The sequence below is a fragment of the Paenibacillus lupini genome (assembly GCF_011761355.1).
Taxonomy (GTDB): domain Bacteria; phylum Bacillota; class Bacilli; order Paenibacillales; family Paenibacillaceae; genus Pristimantibacillus; species Pristimantibacillus lupini.
In genome coordinates this window covers 336,113-353,325 of record NZ_JAASRW010000006.1, presented here as the reverse complement: position 1 = coordinate 353,325, position 17,213 = coordinate 336,113, and the positions used below count along the sequence as shown (strand labels likewise).

The following is a 17,213-nucleotide window of genomic DNA, read 5'->3' as shown; positions in this document are numbered from 1 at the left end:
TATATGGCAGGTATTGATATTGGCACGACTTCTATCGGTGTGGTCATTGCTTCGGCATCCGGTGAGACGGTTAGCGTGGTAACGAAAGTGAATAACTCCGAGCTTCGGAGCAAGCGAAGCTGGGAACGGATTCAGGAGCCGGAACGCATTGTGGCAACCGTACGCGAGTTGATCGCAGGCTGCGAGCCCTATTGGAAAGACGTGAGCGCAATCGGCATTTCCTGCCAGATGCACGGTATGCTGTACGTCAACCGGGCAGGTCGCAGCGTAAGTCCGCTTTATACGTGGCAGGATGGGCGCGGCGATTTGTCTTTGAAGCAAGGCAAGGATTCGTATGTTGAGTATCTCAGCAAATTAACCGGCTATTCAATGAGCAGCGGATTTGGTCTCGCGACGCATTATTACAACGCGCTGAACGGTGAAGTGCCGGAGGAAGCAGCATTCCTCTGTACAATCGGCGATTATGTCGCCATGAAGCTGACGGGGGCGGTGGTTCCCATCATGGATCCTTCCAATGCAGCCAGCCTCGGCATTTTCTCGAACCGGCTTACGGCTTTCGATGCGGCTGCAGTCGCTCGGGCAGGGATAGACGCAGCCATTCTGCCTCCGATTTGCAAGGAGAACGGCATCGCGGGCACAACGTCGGACGGCAAAGTGGTTGCCTGCGCCATCGGCGACAATCAGGCAAGCTTCATCGGTGCCGTACCGAAGCTGGAAGGGACGCTGCTCGTCAACATTGGCACAGGATCGCAAATATCCTTGTTCTCGGAAAGCCACGAGGAAGTTGCCGGACTGGAGACGCGTCCGTTTCCGGGCGGCGGCTGCCTGCTCGTCGGGGCGCCGCTCAGCGGGGGCAAGTCGTACGCGCTGCTGGAGCAGTTCTTCAAAGCGGTTTGCCTCTCGTTTTGCGATGCCGAGATGGACGATGCTCTGATTTTCGAGCGGATGAACGAGATGGCCGGGCAGGCGCTTGAAAACGGTCTTGGCCAGCTCCGTTTCGACACGCAGTTTTACGGTACGCGGAACGACCCGAATGGATTAGGACATGCCGCAGGGATTGGTCCGGACAATTTTACGCCAGGGCATTTTGCGGCAGCTGTTCTGACGGGCATCGTCGACGAGCTGATGGGTTTCGTACATGTTATACCGGAACGACTTTTGGCCACCGTTACCGGCGCCGCGGGCTCCGGCAATGGCATTCGCCGCAATCCCGTCATGCAAAGGCTGCTTCGCGAGCGTATGAACCTGCCGTTGCATTTGGCGGAGGCGAAGGAGGAGGCGGCCTTCGGCGCAGCCGTGCATGCGGCGGCAGTGACGGGTGCATACCCGGATTTGAACGCGGCGATGGCCGCAATGAAGAAAGGATGATTGTTTATGGGAGATAGCAGAACGGATTGGTCCGGCAGCAAACTAGCCATTATCCATACGACGCCGCTGACGGTGGAGCCGCTTAAATCACTTGCGTTGGCGCAGATGCCGGGCATTGAAATCGTCAATCTGGTCGACGACTCCATCTTGCCTCAGCTGGCGGCAAATGGCGGCAGCATCCAGGAGGTTCACGGGCGCTGGAGCGAATATGCCCGAATCGCCGAGCGCCTTGGCGCCGACTGCATCCTGAACGCTTGCTCGTCAATCGGCGAGCTTTGCGCCCAGGTGCAACCCGAGCTTGCGGTGCCAATCGTCCGCATTGACGAAGCCGTGGCGGAATTTGCCGTAGGCGCGGCCTCCAGAATCGGCGTCGCCGCGACGCTTGCGACGACGCTTGAGCCAACGCAGCGACAGCTGCGCGCCAAAGCGGAGCAAGCTGGCAAGAAGGTTGAGCTTGTATCAGTCGTTGCTTCGACGGCCTATTCGATGCTGCTCGCCGGCGATAAGGACGGCCATGATAACGAGTTGGCCGAAACGCTGCGCCGCTTGGTTTCCGAAACGGACGTTGTTGTGCTGGCGCAGGCGTCGATGGCCCGGGTCGTGGAACGATTCTCTCCGCAAGAGCGGCAACGGTTCCTGACAAGCCCGGAGCTTGGCATGAAGCGCGTAGCGGAAACGATCGCGGCGGCCGTGGCAATGAAACAAACAAAATAATCGAAATAATCGAAATAAACAAAAAACGGACAGAGACATAGATAAGGAGAGGAATTATATGAATAACCAAACCAAACCACACAACGTCATTACGCTGAAGAAGGCGCTGGAATTCGCGGAGGCTGGGCGATTTGCGATCGGTTCGTTCTCGCCGCGTTACACGCCGATGATTGCTGCCGTGCTTCAGGCCGGCCAAGAAGCGAAATCGCCCATTATCGTACAAATCTCGCATAAGGAGCTGATCCGTTACGGCATTACGCCGGCGGAATTCGGCGATGAGTTCTACAGCCAAGTCGGCAAGCTGAACATTACCGTGCCCGTGGTCCTCCATCTTGACCATACGAAGGAGCTGGCGACGATTGCGGAGGCGATCGATGCTGGTTTTACATCAGTTATGATCGACGCGTCCGAGAAGCCGTTTGACGGAAACGTGAAGGACAGCAAGGAAGTCGTCGAGTACGCTCACGCGAAAGGCGTGTCGGTCGAAGCCGAGCTTGGCATGATCGGCACGACGGACTTTGTTGAGACCGATAAGGATGAGGAGCTTTATACCGATCCGCGGGAAGCAAAGGAATTTGTCCGTCTGACCGGCGTCGACGCGCTGGCTGTATCCTGTGGAACGGCGCATGGCGTCTACAACGTGAAGCTGCCGAAAATCGACTATGAACGCCTAGCGGCTATCCGCGCCTTAACGCCAGTTCATCTCGTATTGCACGGCGGTTCGGGTGTTCCGGCAGAAATGATGCAGCAAGCGTTCCGTCTTCCGGGCGGGGGCGTGAGCAAAGTCAATATCGCTACCGACTTGGAGCTGTCTTTGCTGGCAGCCCTCGGCCGCGAGGAACGGATGTCAAACTTGGAATGTATGTCGCTGGCCCCTGATCGTCTAGCAATTGGCCGCGAAGCAGTCAAACGCACCGTCATTGGAAAAATGGAAAGCTTCGTGTGCAGCGCAGGCGAAGCAGGCAGGTTCGTTCTTTAACGGCGGCTGAATCTGCCGGCGTTCTGCAGTCCAATATATAACACTCGTTTAATAGGAGATGAAATTCATAGATGAAAAACAAGAAGCTTTATATGATCGGCAATGCACATTTGGACCCGGTATGGCTATGGCAATGGCAGGAAGGCTTCCAGGAAGCGAAAGCGACGTTCCGCTCCGCGCTCGACCGGATGAAGGAATCGGAGGATTTCATTTTCACGTCGAGCTCGGCTGCGATGTACGAATGGATTGAGAACAATGATCCTGACATGTTCAAAGAGATTCAAGCGCGCGTGTCCGAAGGACGCTGGAATATCGTTGGCGGCTGGTGGATTCAGCCCGACTGCAACATTCCGAGCGGCGAATCCTTCGTCCGTCAAGGCTTATACGGCCAGCGCTACTTCAAGGAGAAGTTCGGCGTAACGGCCAGGGTCGGTTATAACGTCGACAGCTTTGGGCATAACGGCATGCTGCCGCAGATTTTGAAGAAAAGCGGTATGGACTACTATGTCATGATGCGTCCGATGCCTAACGAGAAAGGGCTTCCCGGCCGGACATTCTGGTGGCAGTCTGACGATGGCTCTAAAGTGCTGACGTTCCGCATTATGTATGAATATTTGTCTTGGGGCAAGGACTTGGAAAATCACGTGCGCCGCTGCCTCGGGGAATTCAAGGAACCGCTGAACGACCTAATGCTGTTCTACGGTGTTGGCAATCATGGCGGTGGACCAACAAAGGAGAACATCGCAAGCATACGCAGAATGAACGACGAAGCCGACCTGCCGAAGCTTGAATTCGCGACGCCGGACCAATATTTCGACGATATGGTTAAGTCAGGCTTGTCGTTCCCGGTGGTGCATGACGACCTGCAGCATCACGCGAGCGGCTGCTACGCCGCGCATTCAGGCATCAAGCAATGGAACCGCCAGGCGGAGAACCGCTTAATCGCAGCGGAGAAGTTCTCAGCGCTCGCTTCTTGGGTCACAGGCCAGCCTTATCCGCTCGCCGACCTCAGCCGAGCTTGGAAGAACGTGTTGTTCAACCAGTTCCATGATATTTTGGCCGGCACAAGCCTGGAAGCTGCATACGACGATGCTCGTTACCTGTTTGGCGAAGCGATGGCAATTGCAGACCGCTCTTTGAACTATGCTGTGCAGTCGCTGTCGTGGAATATCGGCATCGAGCAGGACGAGTCCATGCATCCGATTGTTGTCTTCAATCCGCATGCGTGGCAGAGCCGGGTTAACGTGGAATTGGAGGTCGGCGGCATGAAGGATTCCAGCGTGCTGCTTGATGATGCCGGTAACCCGGTGCCGTTCCAAACGGTGAAGTCGCAGGCTGCGGCGCGCGGCCGGTACCGGCTGAGCTTTATGGCGGATCTGCCGCCGCTTGGCTATCGCCTCTACAAGCTTGTGAAGGAATCGGCTTCGATCAAGCCGGTCGGAGAGCAGATTACGGCCAGTGACCTTGTGCTGGAGAACGATCTGATGCGTCTTGAATTCGACAAAAGCACGGGCTTCATCAAGAGCCTGAAGGACAAAAAGCTGAATTTCGAGGTGATGAAGGACGGCGCGAGACCGGTCGTCATCGAGGATACGTCCGATACGTGGAGCCATGACGTACTTCATTTTAACGGGCCGTCCGAAACATTCAAGGCGACGAAGGTGCTGCGCATCGAGCATGGACCGGTCAAATCCGTTATCCGCGTCGTCAGTGAATATGGCAGCTCGAAGCTGGTACAGGATTTCGCGATGTATCCAGGCAGTAAGCAGATTGATGTCAGTGTAACAGTAGATTGGCGGGAGAAGTTCAAGATGCTCAAGCTCGTCTTTCCGGTTAACGTTATTTTCAGCAAGCAAACCTATGAGATTCCTTATGGCACGATCGAACGTGAGCATAACGGTGAAGAAGAGCCGGGCCAAAATTGGGTCGATTATACGGGCATTGTGCAGGCGACGAACGACGTGTACGGCCTTAGCCTGATAAACGACGCCAAATACAGCTACAGCATGCATGCCAAGGAAATGGCGCTTACGGTTCTGCGCAGCCCGATCTACGCGCATCATGACCCTTATGTGCCGAATGCGGACGGGGAATATTCGTTTATCGACCAAGGCATCCAGCATTTTAATTATTCGCTGCTTCCTCATGAAGGCACATGGGAACAAGCTGGCACGGCGCGTCGTGCTTCGGAGCTGAATTGCAAGCCAGTCGCGGTTATCGAGACTTTCCACGAAGGCAAGCTGCCGCAAACCGATTCGTTCGTCTCCGTAGACAAGGACAATATCATTGTGAGCGCAATCAAGAAAGCGGAGGACAACGACGATCTGATCGTGCGCTGCTATGAGACCGACAAACGGGCGACGTCGGCGGAGATCAAGCTGCCGAAGTGGAACCGGGTCATCCGCGCAGACTTCAACCCGTCGGACATCAAGACTTTCCGCATCCCGGTAAATGCCGACCTTCCGGTAACGGAAACGAGCATGCTCGAATGGGAGCTCGAATAGGATGACGCTTCGGGAGAAGACGGTGGTCGAGCTTCGCACAGCAGGCAAGTATATGATGGATCACGGGCTTGCTTGGGGGAATGCAGGCAATATCAGCGCACGCCTTGATGACGGCAGTTTCCTCATCACGGCGACGGGAACGTTTCTAGGAGAACTCGGCGAAGAGGATTTCGCCGAGTGTTCCTTGGCATTTGGCGGCAATTGTCAGGTTGCTCCAGAGGGTACGGGAAAGAAGCCTTCGAAGGAAGTGCCGATGCATGCGGCGATCTACGAGGAGCGTCCCGAGATTGGAGCCGTGCTGCACGCTTCCCCGTTCTACAGCACGATGCTCGCCTGCGCGGGCGAGACAATTCCGTCCAGCTTGTTCGTCGAGACGATGTACTACCTCGAGCGGATCGACCGGGTTGGCTATCATCACCCCGGTTCAGCGGCGCTCGGCGAGGCGGTTCGGGAGAAAGCGAAGTCGGCGAACGTACTTCTGCTGGATAATCACGGCGTGCTCGTTTATGACGTTAACGTGAAGGAAGCGCGAATGGCTCTTCAGACCCTGGAAATGGCGTGCCGGATGGTCGTCGAGGCGTCGGGAGCGGGCATCTCGCTGAACCGGCTGCCGAAGACAGCGGAGCTTGATTTCTTGGAGAGATCCGCTTATCGGCCTAGAAGGAAGTGGGAGCTGTGAAATCGATGATCGGCATCGTAGCAGATGATATTACCGGTGCTAACGACATAGGCATCATGTATGCGAAAGCGGGCCTGCGGACGGACGTGTATCCTCTCGAATCCTGGGATCCGGCAGCGGCCGCGGCCGACAGGCCGGACGTGCTCATCATTGACACGAACTCCCGGCTAGACAGTCCGGGGGAGGCCTACAATAAGGCGGCCGCGGCGACGCGCGCGCTCCGGGAAGCCGGCTGCAGCCGTTTCATCAATAAAACCTGCTCGGTGTTCCGGGGCAACATCGGTCCGGAATTTGATGCCATGCTGGATGAGCTTGGCTCCTCGTTCGCCGTCGTCGTGCTTGGCTTTCCCAAGAACGGAAGAAAGACGCTCGAAGGGGTGCATTACGTCCACGGCAAGCTGCTAGAGGAGTCGGAATTCCGGCAGGATCCTGTTCATCCGATGACGGAATCGAGCCTTGTATCCATTTTGCAAAAACAGACGGAGCGCCCCGTAACTATGGTTCCTATCGAAATCATTGAGCGGGGACCTGACGCGCTTCGCGCGGAGATCGACCGGCAGCGTTTGACTAGTTCATATCTAATTCTTGACGTGCGCGATCAACATTCGCTGCGCATTATCGCTGAAGCGACGCGGAATGAACCGATTCTGTGCGGAAGTTCCGCGTTGTCGGAGGAAGCTGCGGTGCTGCTCGCGGGGAAGAGCATGGATGGTGAAGTTAAGACTGGCAGCGGTACGTCAAGTGCGAGATTGCGGGATGAGGGATTAATAGAAAAGAGTCATAACGTCGAATTATCGCGTCCAGCCCTGGAAGTTGGCATCTTGTGCGCAGCCGGAAGTCTGATGCCGCAGACCGCGGCGCAAATTGCGTTCGCGAGAAGCAATGGCGTCGCTGCCTTCGAGCTTGATTCGCTTTTATTGCTGCAGGCGGGGGAGAAAGAATCGCACCTGGAGCGGCTGGTTGAGCTGGCGAGCGCAGAGATGAGGGCAGGACGGGATGTTCTGCTGCATGCCTCTAACGAACCGGAGAAGGTCGCTGAAACGAAACGGATTGCGAAGGAGCTTGGCAGCGGTAATACGGACATCTCGCGCGTCGTATCCGAGGCACTGTCGTCCGTTGTGGTGGAAGTCGCCAAGTGGACCGGTGCGCGAAAGCTGCTAGTCGCGGGCGGCGAGACGTCGGCAGCGGTCTGCGCGGCGCTTGGCGTCGCGGGCTTGCGGCTGCTGCGAGAAATTGAACCAGGACTGCCTTCCTGCTTGGCGCTAGGTGGTGTGCCTTACAGGCTCGTTCTCAAATCGGGCAGCTTCGGCAGCGAGTCCTTTATCGTCAAAGCGATCGATCATTTGAAACAAATGTTGGAATAACTTGTGAATGGAAGGAAGGGATTGCAGTGAGTGAAACATTCAACGGACTATTTGTGAAATATCCTGATCTTGAGCCTTGCAGGGAGCAGATACGGCAGGCGTTCGATATGATGGAAGGCTCCTTTCGCAAAGGCGGCAAAATGCTGCTTGCTGGCAACGGCGGCAGCGCTGCGGACTGCGAGCACGTCGTTGGCGAGCTGATGAAGGGCTTCATGTCGCAGCGCCGGCTGCCGGTTTCCGAACGGGATAAAATGCTCGTTCACGGCGAAGAAGGCGCGTATATCGCAGATCGGCTGCAGGGAGCGCTTCCGGCAATTTCGCTGGTCAGCCAGAGTGCGTTGGCGACCGCTTACATTAATGACGTGGCCGCAGACATGGTGTTTGCGCAGCAGGTGTACGGTTACGGGAGAGCGGAAGATACGCTTGTCGTGTTCAGCACGTCGGGTAACTCGGCTAATGTCGTGCGCGCCGTTCAAGTGGCCCAATCACTCGGCATGACGACGATCGGCCTCACGGGTAAAGGGGGCGGCAGGCTAAAGGAGCTTTGCGACGTGACGGTCCGTGTGCCTTATAATGGCACACCGGACATTCAAGAGCGGCATCTTCCGATTTATCATACGCTCTGCATGATGCTTGAGGAGGCTTTCTTCTCATGAGCATGCTGCTTGGAGGGTTCGATATTGGCGGTACGAAATGCGCTGCGGTGCTCGGCATTGCCGAAGGCGGCAAGGTTGATATTCTGGCGAAACGAAGCTTTCCGACTCCGAACTCGCCGGCTGAGGCGATTCGGCAGTTCGGTGAGGCAATGGAGGAGCTGCTGGCCAAGACGGAGGGAACGGGGCAGCTTCAGGCGATTGGCATTAGCTGCGGAGGGCCGCTCGACAGCCGTCGCGGCCTCGTTCTGTCCCCGCCGAACCTGCCGGGCTGGGACGGCATTGACGTAGTGACGCCGCTGCGCGAGCGCTTCGGCGTGCCCGTCGCGCTGCAGAACGACGCCAACGCCTGCGCATTGGCTGAATGGCGGTGGGGAGCGGGACAAGGCGTATCGAACATGGTCTTTTTGACATTTGGGACGGGCATGGGAGCTGGTCTGATTTTGGATGGCAGGCTGTACGCGGGCATTTCCGACATGGCGGGGGAAGCAGGCCATGTTAGGCTTGAGAACGACGGTCCCGTCGGGTATGGGAAAGCGGGATCCTTCGAGGGGTTCTGTAGCGGCGGAGGCATTGCGCGGCTCGGGCGCGCCATGGCTGAGAAGCGAATTCTGGAAGGCGAAATGACAGCGATTTGCCCGGATGCTGCCGCTCTGGACGGCATTACGGCCAAAGCGGTGTTCGACGCCGCAAACGATGGAGATGCGCTGGCGCTTGAGGTTGTCGGCATCGTAGGGCACAAACTCGGCAGGGGCCTTGCGCTTCTGATCGATCTGCTCAATCCCGAGCGCATCGTCATCGGCAGCATATACGCGAGACAGGAGGCTTTGCTGCGTCCAATCGTCATGGAGGAGCTGACACGTGAAGCTTTGCCCTTGTCGCTTGCGGCCTGCGGGATCGTGCCTGCCGGACTTGGTGAGCATGTCGGCGACGCGGCGAGTTTATCGGTGGCATTGTACGCGCTGGAATAGACCCAAAGATAAAAAAAGGCAGAGGAGCTGACAACAATGTTTGAATTCAACGAGAAATTCCATGTTTCCTCGAAATCGTCGCAGGCCGTGTTCGGCGCGTTTGAAGTAACGGTTAAACTGGACGGTCAGGGGCAACCGGAGGCGCTGACGCCGCGAGGTACCGAGCAAGGACAACAAGGAGAGGTCATCTATGGCTTTGGCAACGAGGCCGATACGGTTCGAGCGGAGCTTCGCTTGTCCATGGCTGATAATGGCACTGTGCTTGTGAGCGTAAACGCGGAGACGGTGAACGACAATGATTTCGGCAAGCAGCGTGCGTTCGCGGCGGAGCATGCTATCGTCGTGAAGATCCGTCCGGAGGAGAAGATCGAAGGATTGATGGCCAACTATCAGCATAAAGACTGGTGGACGCGCCCCCATTTCGATACGGACCCGGCTCGTCTGCCGGAGCGTACGCAGTCCGTCGTTTGGCAAACGGCCAGTGGCTTCTACCATCTGCTGCCGGTCGTTGGCGCGGTGTGGCGTACGGATGCAGCCGGCGCGGAGGGCGGTTTTGCGCTGCGATTGTCGGCCTACGAGAGCGGCCGTCGGAAATGCGAAACACTGGCGTTCGTCATCTCAGTTGGCGACGAACCTTATCGGCTCGTGCAGTCGAACGTCGAAGCTGCGCTGAAGGCGCTCGATTATCCGACGCTTCCGCGCGAAAGCAAAACATATCCTGAATTACTTGATCGCCTCGGCTGGTGCAGCTGGGATGCGTTCTACCATAAAGTAGACGAAGCCGGGCTGCTCGCGAAAGCGGAGGAATTGCAAGAGCTCGGACTTCCGATTGGCTGGGTGATGATCGACGACGGCTGGTCCGAAGTCAAGGATAGCAAGCTCGTCGCTTTCGAAGCCGACCCGGTCAAATTCCCGGGCGGATTGAAGCGGACCGTATCTGCTCTTAAGGAGCAATACGGCATCCGCCACGTAGGGGTCTGGCATACGATTGCGGGTTACTGGGGCGGCATTCACGAGGAAAGCATCATTGCCCGGGACAACCGCGATTCGCTGTACCAAGTGCCGCGAGGAAATCTTGTTCCGTATCCAGAAGCGGGCAGGGGGTTTGGCTTCTGGCATGCTTGGCACGGTTTTCTGCGCCGCCAAGGCATTGATTTCGTCAAGGTGGACAGCCAAAGCGCCGTGCTGAATTACTTGAAGGAACGCCGCTCCATCGGCGAAGCTGCCGCCGCGGCGCACGAGGCGCTGGAAGCATCCGTTGCGCTGCATTTCAACGATACGATTATTAACTGCATGGGGATGGCGTCCGAAAACATCTGGCACCGCCCGAAATCGGCCGTCTCGCGAAACAGCGACGACTTCGTGCCGCAGGAGAAACGGGGCTTCCCGGAGCATGCACTCCAGAACGGCTACAACTCTTACTATCACGGGGCGTTCTATTGGGGCGATTGGGATATGTACTGGTCAAGCAACCATGACGACAAGCAGAACGCCGTGCTTCGTTCGGTCAGCGGCGGACCGATCTATATCAGCGACGCGCCAGGGAATACGAACCCTGCTAATGTTTGGCCGCTGATCTACGCGGATGGCACGATCATCCGGTGCGATGGTACGGCTAACCCGACGCCGGACTGCCTGCTGGTCGATCCAGCTGAGCGGCCTGTGCCTTTGAAGCTGTGGAATAAGGCCCGCGGCGCGGGTGTTGTGGCAGCGTTCCATATTCATCCGGATGCGGCGCCGGTTGACGGCTTCATCGGTCCGGACGACATACCGGGCTTGGAAGGCGAAGAGTTTGCCGTTTACGAGCATTTTACCCAAAGCTGCTCGTTCATGAAGGCCGGTCAGCGGGAAGCAATCCGATTGGATGAGAGCGGTTATGCGCTGTTCGTGGTCGTGCCGGTTGCAGGCGGCGTAACGCCGATCGGTCTCGCGGACAAATACCTTTCACCGGCATCGGTTGCTGACTGCATCACGGAAGGCGAATCGACGGTCGTGACGCTGCGGGAAGGCGGAAGGTTTGTATTTGTCTCCAAAGCGCAACCGATGCGTGCTATTGTGAACGGGGAAGCGGCTGCGATCAAGCAAATCAACGATTGTGTTTACGAGATTGATGGTGGTTCGTCGGATCAGCCAGCAAGCATTGAAGTCGTTACGGCATAGGGAAATGGGAGGAGGAGGCTGAGCGGAATGGACTATCCGGCAGCCATTGATCAATGGGAGCAGTGGCTTGAACGTTCACGCTTATACCTTCAGCCTAAGCCTAGTGATATACGGCTAGATATCGAAACGGACAGCGCTTCGATTTTGCGTTAATCGGTATGCCCGGAGCTTGTCCGTCTAAGATAAGCGGGATTATGTATGAAATAGGAGGTGGCTCGTCATACTGCTGGCCATTGATATCGGCACCACGAATATGAAAGCAGGGCTTTTCCGAGAAGATGGCTTCGTCGTCGCGCAGGCGGAACGGCCGAACAAGAAGGTCCCCGGACCTGCAGGGACAGTCGCTTACGATCCGGAACGGATGTGGGAAACGGCCGCCGCCCTTATTCGCGAGGTTGCAGCGGCCGCGGGTCATCCTTCCATACGGGCGATCGGCGTTACCAGCATGGCGGAAAGCGGACTGCTGATTGACCCTTCGGACGGGAGAGCGCGTTCGCCGGTCATGCCATGGTTCGAGACCTGCTCGATCCCGCAAGCGGAACTGGTAAAGCGAGAAATCGACGCGAAGGAGCATTTCTTCCAAACCGGTCTCCATGTATCGCATAAATTCGGCCTTCCGAAGCTGCTTTGGTTAATAGAGCAGTTCCCCGAAGCCTTCGATGGGCAAAGCGTCTGGCTGTCGGCGTCGGCTTATATCACATATCGCCTTACGGGCAGGATGGCTGAAGATGAAACGCTGGCTGCCCGGACATTCGTTTATCGGATCGACCGCCGCGAATGGGATATGCCGTTTATCCGTCATTTCGGCTTCAAGCCGGAACTGTTCCCCCGCGTTATCGCAGCGGGCAGCGCCGTCGGGAGGATAAAATCCGGTATTGCGGCGGAAATGGGCTTTAGCGGAAATGCTGTCGTATGTTTGGCGGGACATGATCATGTGGCAGCTTCGCTTGCCTGTTCCGCTGGCGGGGATGAAGTCTACAATTCAATGGGGACCGCGGAGACGCTGGTCGGCGCGTTCGCCGAACGCGGACTGGACGTTGCCGACTTCGAGTCCGGCATGTCGTTCGGCCGGCATGCGTTTCCGGGTCGGATGTTCTGGATGGGCGGACACGCTTCTTCCGGCGGCTCCGTCGAGTGGCTACGGGATATGGTCGGAGATGGGAGTCTCTCTTACGTCTCAATTATGGAACTGCTGTCGTCTACGACTTCCGATCCCACGGGCATCCTTTACTTCCCTTATCTTTCTGGAAGCGGCACGCCGAGAACAAATCAAGCGGCGAGAGCCGCGTTTATTGGTTTGACGGCAAAGCATGGCAAAGGAGATCTGATCAAAGCGGTTCTGGAAGGGAACGCTTATCAAGTTGAGATGATGCGAAGGAGTGCTGAGCGGATCTGCGGCTGTCCGATCGAACGGATGAGGGTTGTAGGCGGAGGTGCCAAGAACGGCGTCTGGCTGCAAATCAAAGCCGACGTATCGGGGATCGATCTAACCGTGCCAAATACGGGCGAAGCAACGCTTCTCGGAGCGGCGCTCTCTGCGGGCGTTGGCGCCGGCGTGTATGGCTCGTTCCGGGAGGCGGCGAACTCGGTGAAGAGTCCAGTCGGGAAACGTTATATCCCCGATCCGGACCGGCATTATCGCTATGGTCGATTGTACGAGCAAGGCTTCCTGGCGCTTATGGGACCGCTGACGGGTTATTACGAAAGCTCTTTTTAACGTTCTCCCATCATAAGCACTGAACGACCAGGCATCGGTATATAGGTGCTTGGAGTTCCGTGAAATACCATCAAAAAACCTCTTAGCCGTCGCTGCCAAGAGGCCTTTTTTGCTTTATTTTCGAATCGGAAGGTGACGCGCGGACAGGGATAGTTACGCAATCCTGACATAAGCAAAGCACTATCCGCTACGCCTCTATACATATCGTCTAACGTTTGCGCTATTTTATAAAACAGTTTGTATAATGTAATCCAAATTACGTGTTATATAATATTACATAACAGCAGAAGTGCGGCACGTAAAGGCATGGCCTATCAATCTTCAGCATGAATAGGGGGTTGTGATATTGTCTCTTGATAGACAGAAGGAGATCGAAATTCGAATAGACGATGTGTCCATGGTATTTGGGCGGAATGGGCGGGAAGTGACAGCACTCTCGCAGGTCTGCTTTGAGGTGTACCGCAGTGAATTTGTATCATTACTGGGGCCATCGGGCTGCGGGAAGTCGACTTTGCTTCGGCTAATGGCGGATTTGCTTGAACCAACCGGCGGTCAAATCACGATTGGTGAAGAAGTCCCTCGTGAAGTCAGGCTGAAGCGGAAGTTCGGTATTGTTTTCCAGAGTCCGACCTTGTTCGAATGGCGGACGGTGCAGGATAACATTGAACTACCTATGGAAGTACTTGGTCTTAAAAAGTCTGAATATTCAGCCATATCTAATCAATTAATTGACATGGTTGGTTTAACGAAGTTTAAGCAGTATTATCCTTGGCAGCTAAGCGGAGGGATGCAGCAGAGAGTAGCGATTGCGAGAGCTCTTTCGCTTGACCCTCCTATCCTGCTGATGGATGAACCCTTTTCCGCATTGGATGAATTTACGAAGGAGAAGCTTCAGCTAGACCTTCTCGATATTCAAAAGCAGACGAACAAGACGATCGTGTTTGTTACCCACAGCATTCCGGAAGCGGTCTTCCTGTCCGATCGGATTATCGTGATGTCGGCACATCCCGGGCGTGTCCATTCTATTCTGGACATTGAGCGTGAGGAGGGGAGTTACGAGCAGATTCGCAATTCCGACCGGTTCCATGAGATGACAGCCCGGGTGAGGGGATGTTTTAATGCTTACGCTTAAGAATTGCATTCGCAATTCTTAAGTTAATGCTTACGAAGAAAGAATTGCATTCGCAATTCTTTTAAGGAGAGTGATTCTCTTAATGAGTGGATGGCTTAGAAAAGGAAGCCAAGGCGGAGTCATCATCATTTGGGCGATAGGAGTTCTTCTCGTATGGGAAGCAGCCGCCTGGTACATAGCCGATGTTGCACATGTTCTGGCCCCAGCCTCCAAGCTTCCTTATCTTCATCTCGTGCTGCAGACGATGCTAGACCACTGGTCGACTCTTGTTGAACAAGGATCAATCACGTTTGGCAATTCTATTGTTGGCTTCCTCATTGGTGCAGCTGTAGGAATCATACTGGCCATTGTGATGAGTTTGTCTAGAGCGGTTGAGCTGACTTTATCTCCTTACATGATTGCTTCACAGATGGTTCCGATTATCGGGCTTGCCCCAATCCTATACGGCATTATTCATGATCCTTCCCTTTCGAGGGTGCTTATGGCCGGTTATGTAACCTTTTTCCCAGTAGCAATCAATATGCTGCGTGGACTCCAGAGTATTAAACCGGAGCAGGAAGAGCTCATGCGTTTGTACGCCGCATCCGTATGGACGACTTATACGAAGCTAAGGCTCAAAGCATCTCTTCCGGGATTATTTGCAGGGTTAAAATTATCAGCGCCGCTTGCAATCACCGCTTCAATAATTGTGGAACTGATGGGAGCGCCTGATGGGATTGGCATATTGATGCTTAGTTCCCTCTACTACGGAAGCTCGCAGGTGTATATGTTCTGGTCAACGATTCTCATTAGTGTTGTTATCGGATTGATCTGGTTTCTGCTGGTCACTATAGCCGAACGGCTGATTACGCCTTGGCAGCCGGAGTTCCGCCCGCAAGGGAGGAGTGAAGGGTGAAGGAGTTAACAGCTGTGAAGACGGAACCACTTTCAACCTCGGTGGCGAAATCAGAGGGTGTGAAAAAACCAAAGAGATCAGCAAATAAGGCATCTCGCAGTGCCACCCTTTGGCCCCCTATCGGCTTTGGTGTTTTATTTATTTTTATTTGGCAGCTTAAAGGTTTTCATAAATTGTTTCACCTGGAGCTCTACCAGCTGCCAATCCCATCTGCTATAGCTAAGGCGATTCAAAATAATAGCGATGTACTATGGAGCTACTCGCTTTATACCGGATCCGAAATGATAGGAGGCTGTATGATCGGATCTGCTATTGGTCTGCTTGCTGCCATTGCAGCCTCCTTCATTCCGAGGGCTGGCAAAGGTGCGATAACCTTGCTGGCAGCCCTAAACGCTGTTCCGATTGTCGCGCTCGCCCCTATTATGAACAACTGGTTTGGTGATGGAGTCGCTTCCAAAATCGCGCTCGTCTCAATAATGACGATGGCCACAATGGCCGTCAGCGCCTTTAAGGGGCTTCGTTCCGTCGAGCCTGCTTACCTGGAGCTAATGCATTCTTATGCAGCGGGAAGGCTGGCCATCTTCGCCAAGCTTCGTTTCCGGCTTGCTCTTCCTCATATTTTCATCGCACTCAAAATTAACATGGCAACCGGCATGATTGGAGCGATTGTTGGCGAGTTTTTTATCTCTTCAAGGGGACTTGGGTTTCTGTTGTCCGATCAAATCAAGCTGGGTAATATGCCAATCGCTTGGTCCTGTATCATCATCGCCGCAGTGCTTGGCATCGCCCTCTACTATTGCATCCAGCTGGTTGAGAGAATAGCTATTCCATGGCATGTCGCGCAGCGCGCTAAAAAGTAACCTGAAGCACCAGGGGATGGCAGCATCATCTTTCAAATAGATAGCAATAGGGAGAGGATTGGTCTAATGAGAAAGAGAAACCGGGTCCTAAAGACAGTATCCACGCTGACGGTCGCCATGGCGCTGCTAATTGTCGCCGCCTGCGGCAATAACAGTTCATCTGAGTCGGTAAATGAGGGAAAGTCCAATGAACCGCTGACGAAGGTCAAGATCCAGCTGAAATGGGTGCCGCAGGCGCAGTTCGCTGGGATTTTCGTCGCCAAGGAGAAGGGCTTCTACGAGCAGGAAGGGCTGGATGTCGAGATTATTCCAGGCGGGCCGGATGTCGTTATCGAGCAACAGGTCGTAAATGGAGCAGCCGATATTGGCGTTACAAGCTTTGACAGCTTATTGGTGAATCGGGATAATGGGCTGCCGCTCGTATCGGTCGCACAAATTTTGCAAAAGAGCTCGTACCGGTTCGTCGCAGATAAGTCGTCTGGCATTGACACTCCGGAGAAGATGAAGGGCAAAAAGGTGGGCATGTGGACGGGAAGCCAGCAGTTCCAGGTGCTCGCGTTTATGGAGAAGAATGGCCTCGATCCGCAAAAGGATGTTGAGCTGGTGAAGCAAGGGTTTACGATGGATCAGTTCTTTAACAAGCAGCTGGATGTGGCGATCTCGACAATCTACAACGAGTATCATGTTGTGCTCGAAAGTGGTGTGAAGCCGGAGGATCTGTTCGTGTATGACTTCGAAGATGCTGGAGTTGGAATGCTGGAGGATACGCTCGTTGTGAAGGAGGATTGGCTGAAAAATAACCGCGATACGGCGGTTAAGGCCATCCGTGCAACGATGAAAGGCTGGAACTACGCCATTGCCAATCAAGAAGAATCCGTTGATATTGTCATGAAGGCCGTAACGGAAGGCAGCACAACGAAGGAGCATCAGACGACGATGCTGATGGAGATGGCGAAGCTTGTGAAGCCGGAAGGATTCACGGACACGCAAGTGGGCTCGTTTGTAGACGATGCGGTACAGCGGACCGTTGATATTTCCCTCAAATACGGATTAATTAAGGCCGCACCAGATCTTGGAAAGGCAATCGATAAGACGATTCTAGCGGACGCGGAAAAAAGCTAGCAGCAACAGTAGTGAGTTGGCGAAGCTTAAGGCCCCTAAAGGGCCTTAAGTCGTCTGCGGACGGTGGATTCCAGACAGATAAGATCCTTATAGGA

15 protein-coding genes are annotated in these 17,213 nt (G+C 55.0%); all 15 read left to right on the top strand.

All coding sequences use genetic code 11. The features are described from left to right. Positions 1–3: 3 nt before the first annotated feature. The 15 genes from FHS17_RS20750 (at position 4) to FHS17_RS20685 (ending at position 17,118) form a co-directional block, all read left to right on the top strand. Complete coding sequence (locus tag FHS17_RS20750) at positions 4–1,368, top strand: sedoheptulokinase (protein WP_243865489.1); 1,365 nt, start codon at positions 4–6, stop codon at positions 1,366–1,368. Between the two features lie 6 nt (positions 1,369–1,374). After that, a complete protein-coding gene (locus FHS17_RS20745) occupies positions 1,375–2,082 on the top strand; it encodes an aspartate/glutamate racemase family protein (protein WP_167280348.1) in 708 nt (235 codons plus the stop codon). Positions 2,083–2,140: 58 nt separating this feature from the next. Beyond that, positions 2,141–3,061 (top strand): class II fructose-bisphosphate aldolase, encoded by a 921-nt coding sequence (locus FHS17_RS20740; protein ID WP_167280347.1) that lies wholly within the window; start codon positions 2,141–2,143, stop codon positions 3,059–3,061. Positions 3,062–3,132: 71 nt separating this feature from the next. After that, a complete protein-coding gene (locus FHS17_RS20735) occupies positions 3,133–5,565 on the top strand; it encodes an alpha-mannosidase (protein ID WP_167280346.1) in 2,433 nt (810 codons plus the stop codon). A 22-nt stretch (positions 5,566–5,587) separates the two neighbouring features. Further along, a complete protein-coding gene (locus FHS17_RS20730; protein ID WP_341805881.1) occupies positions 5,588–6,244 on the top strand; it encodes a class II aldolase/adducin family protein in 657 nt (218 codons plus the stop codon). A 5-nt stretch (positions 6,245–6,249) separates the two neighbouring features. Further along, entirely contained in the window at positions 6,250–7,608 is a 1,359-nt protein-coding gene (locus tag FHS17_RS20725; RefSeq protein ID WP_167280344.1) for a four-carbon acid sugar kinase family protein, read from the top strand. Between the two features lie 26 nt (positions 7,609–7,634). Beyond that, positions 7,635–8,264: a D-sedoheptulose-7-phosphate isomerase gene (locus FHS17_RS20720; RefSeq protein ID WP_341805880.1), complete on the top strand. Its 630-nt coding sequence runs from the start codon at positions 7,635–7,637 to the stop codon at positions 8,262–8,264. Next, a complete protein-coding gene (locus FHS17_RS20715; protein ID WP_243865465.1) occupies positions 8,261–9,232 on the top strand; it encodes an ROK family protein in 972 nt (323 codons plus the stop codon). The genes FHS17_RS20720 and FHS17_RS20715 overlap by 4 nt, the downstream gene beginning before the upstream one ends. Before the next feature lie 36 nt (positions 9,233–9,268). Further along, positions 9,269–11,392 carry a Sip1-related alpha-galactosidase gene (locus FHS17_RS20710; protein WP_167280343.1) on the top strand — a complete coding sequence of 708 codons (2,124 nt, stop codon included), beginning with the start codon at positions 9,269–9,271 and terminating at the stop codon, positions 11,390–11,392. 27 nt (positions 11,393–11,419) lie between these two features. Next, positions 11,420–11,545, top strand: coding sequence for a hypothetical protein (locus FHS17_RS30935; protein WP_279590378.1), 126 nt, complete (start codon positions 11,420–11,422; stop codon positions 11,543–11,545). Positions 11,546–11,612: 67 nt separating this feature from the next. Beyond that, entirely contained in the window at positions 11,613–13,109 is a 1,497-nt protein-coding gene (locus FHS17_RS20705) for an FGGY-family carbohydrate kinase (RefSeq protein WP_341805886.1), read from the top strand. A 340-nt stretch (positions 13,110–13,449) separates the two neighbouring features. After that, the gene (locus FHS17_RS20700; protein ID WP_341805879.1) at positions 13,450–14,241 is read left to right on the top strand and encodes an ABC transporter ATP-binding protein; all 792 of its coding nucleotides are present in this window, start codon (positions 13,450–13,452) and stop codon (positions 14,239–14,241) included. An 82-nt stretch (positions 14,242–14,323) separates the two neighbouring features. Further along, on the top strand, positions 14,324–15,136 hold the full coding sequence (locus tag FHS17_RS20695) for an ABC transporter permease (RefSeq protein ID WP_167280341.1): 813 nt from the start codon (positions 14,324–14,326) through the stop codon (positions 15,134–15,136). After that, positions 15,133–15,996 (top strand): ABC transporter permease subunit, encoded by an 864-nt coding sequence (locus FHS17_RS20690; RefSeq protein ID WP_167280340.1) that lies wholly within the window; start codon positions 15,133–15,135, stop codon positions 15,994–15,996. Before FHS17_RS20695 ends, FHS17_RS20690 begins: the two co-directional genes overlap by 4 nt. A gap of 66 nt (positions 15,997–16,062) precedes the next feature. Then, positions 16,063–17,118, top strand: a complete 1,056-nt coding sequence (locus tag FHS17_RS20685) for an ABC transporter substrate-binding protein (RefSeq protein ID WP_167280339.1) — start codon at positions 16,063–16,065, stop codon at positions 17,116–17,118. The last annotated feature ends 95 nt before the right edge of the window (positions 17,119–17,213 follow it).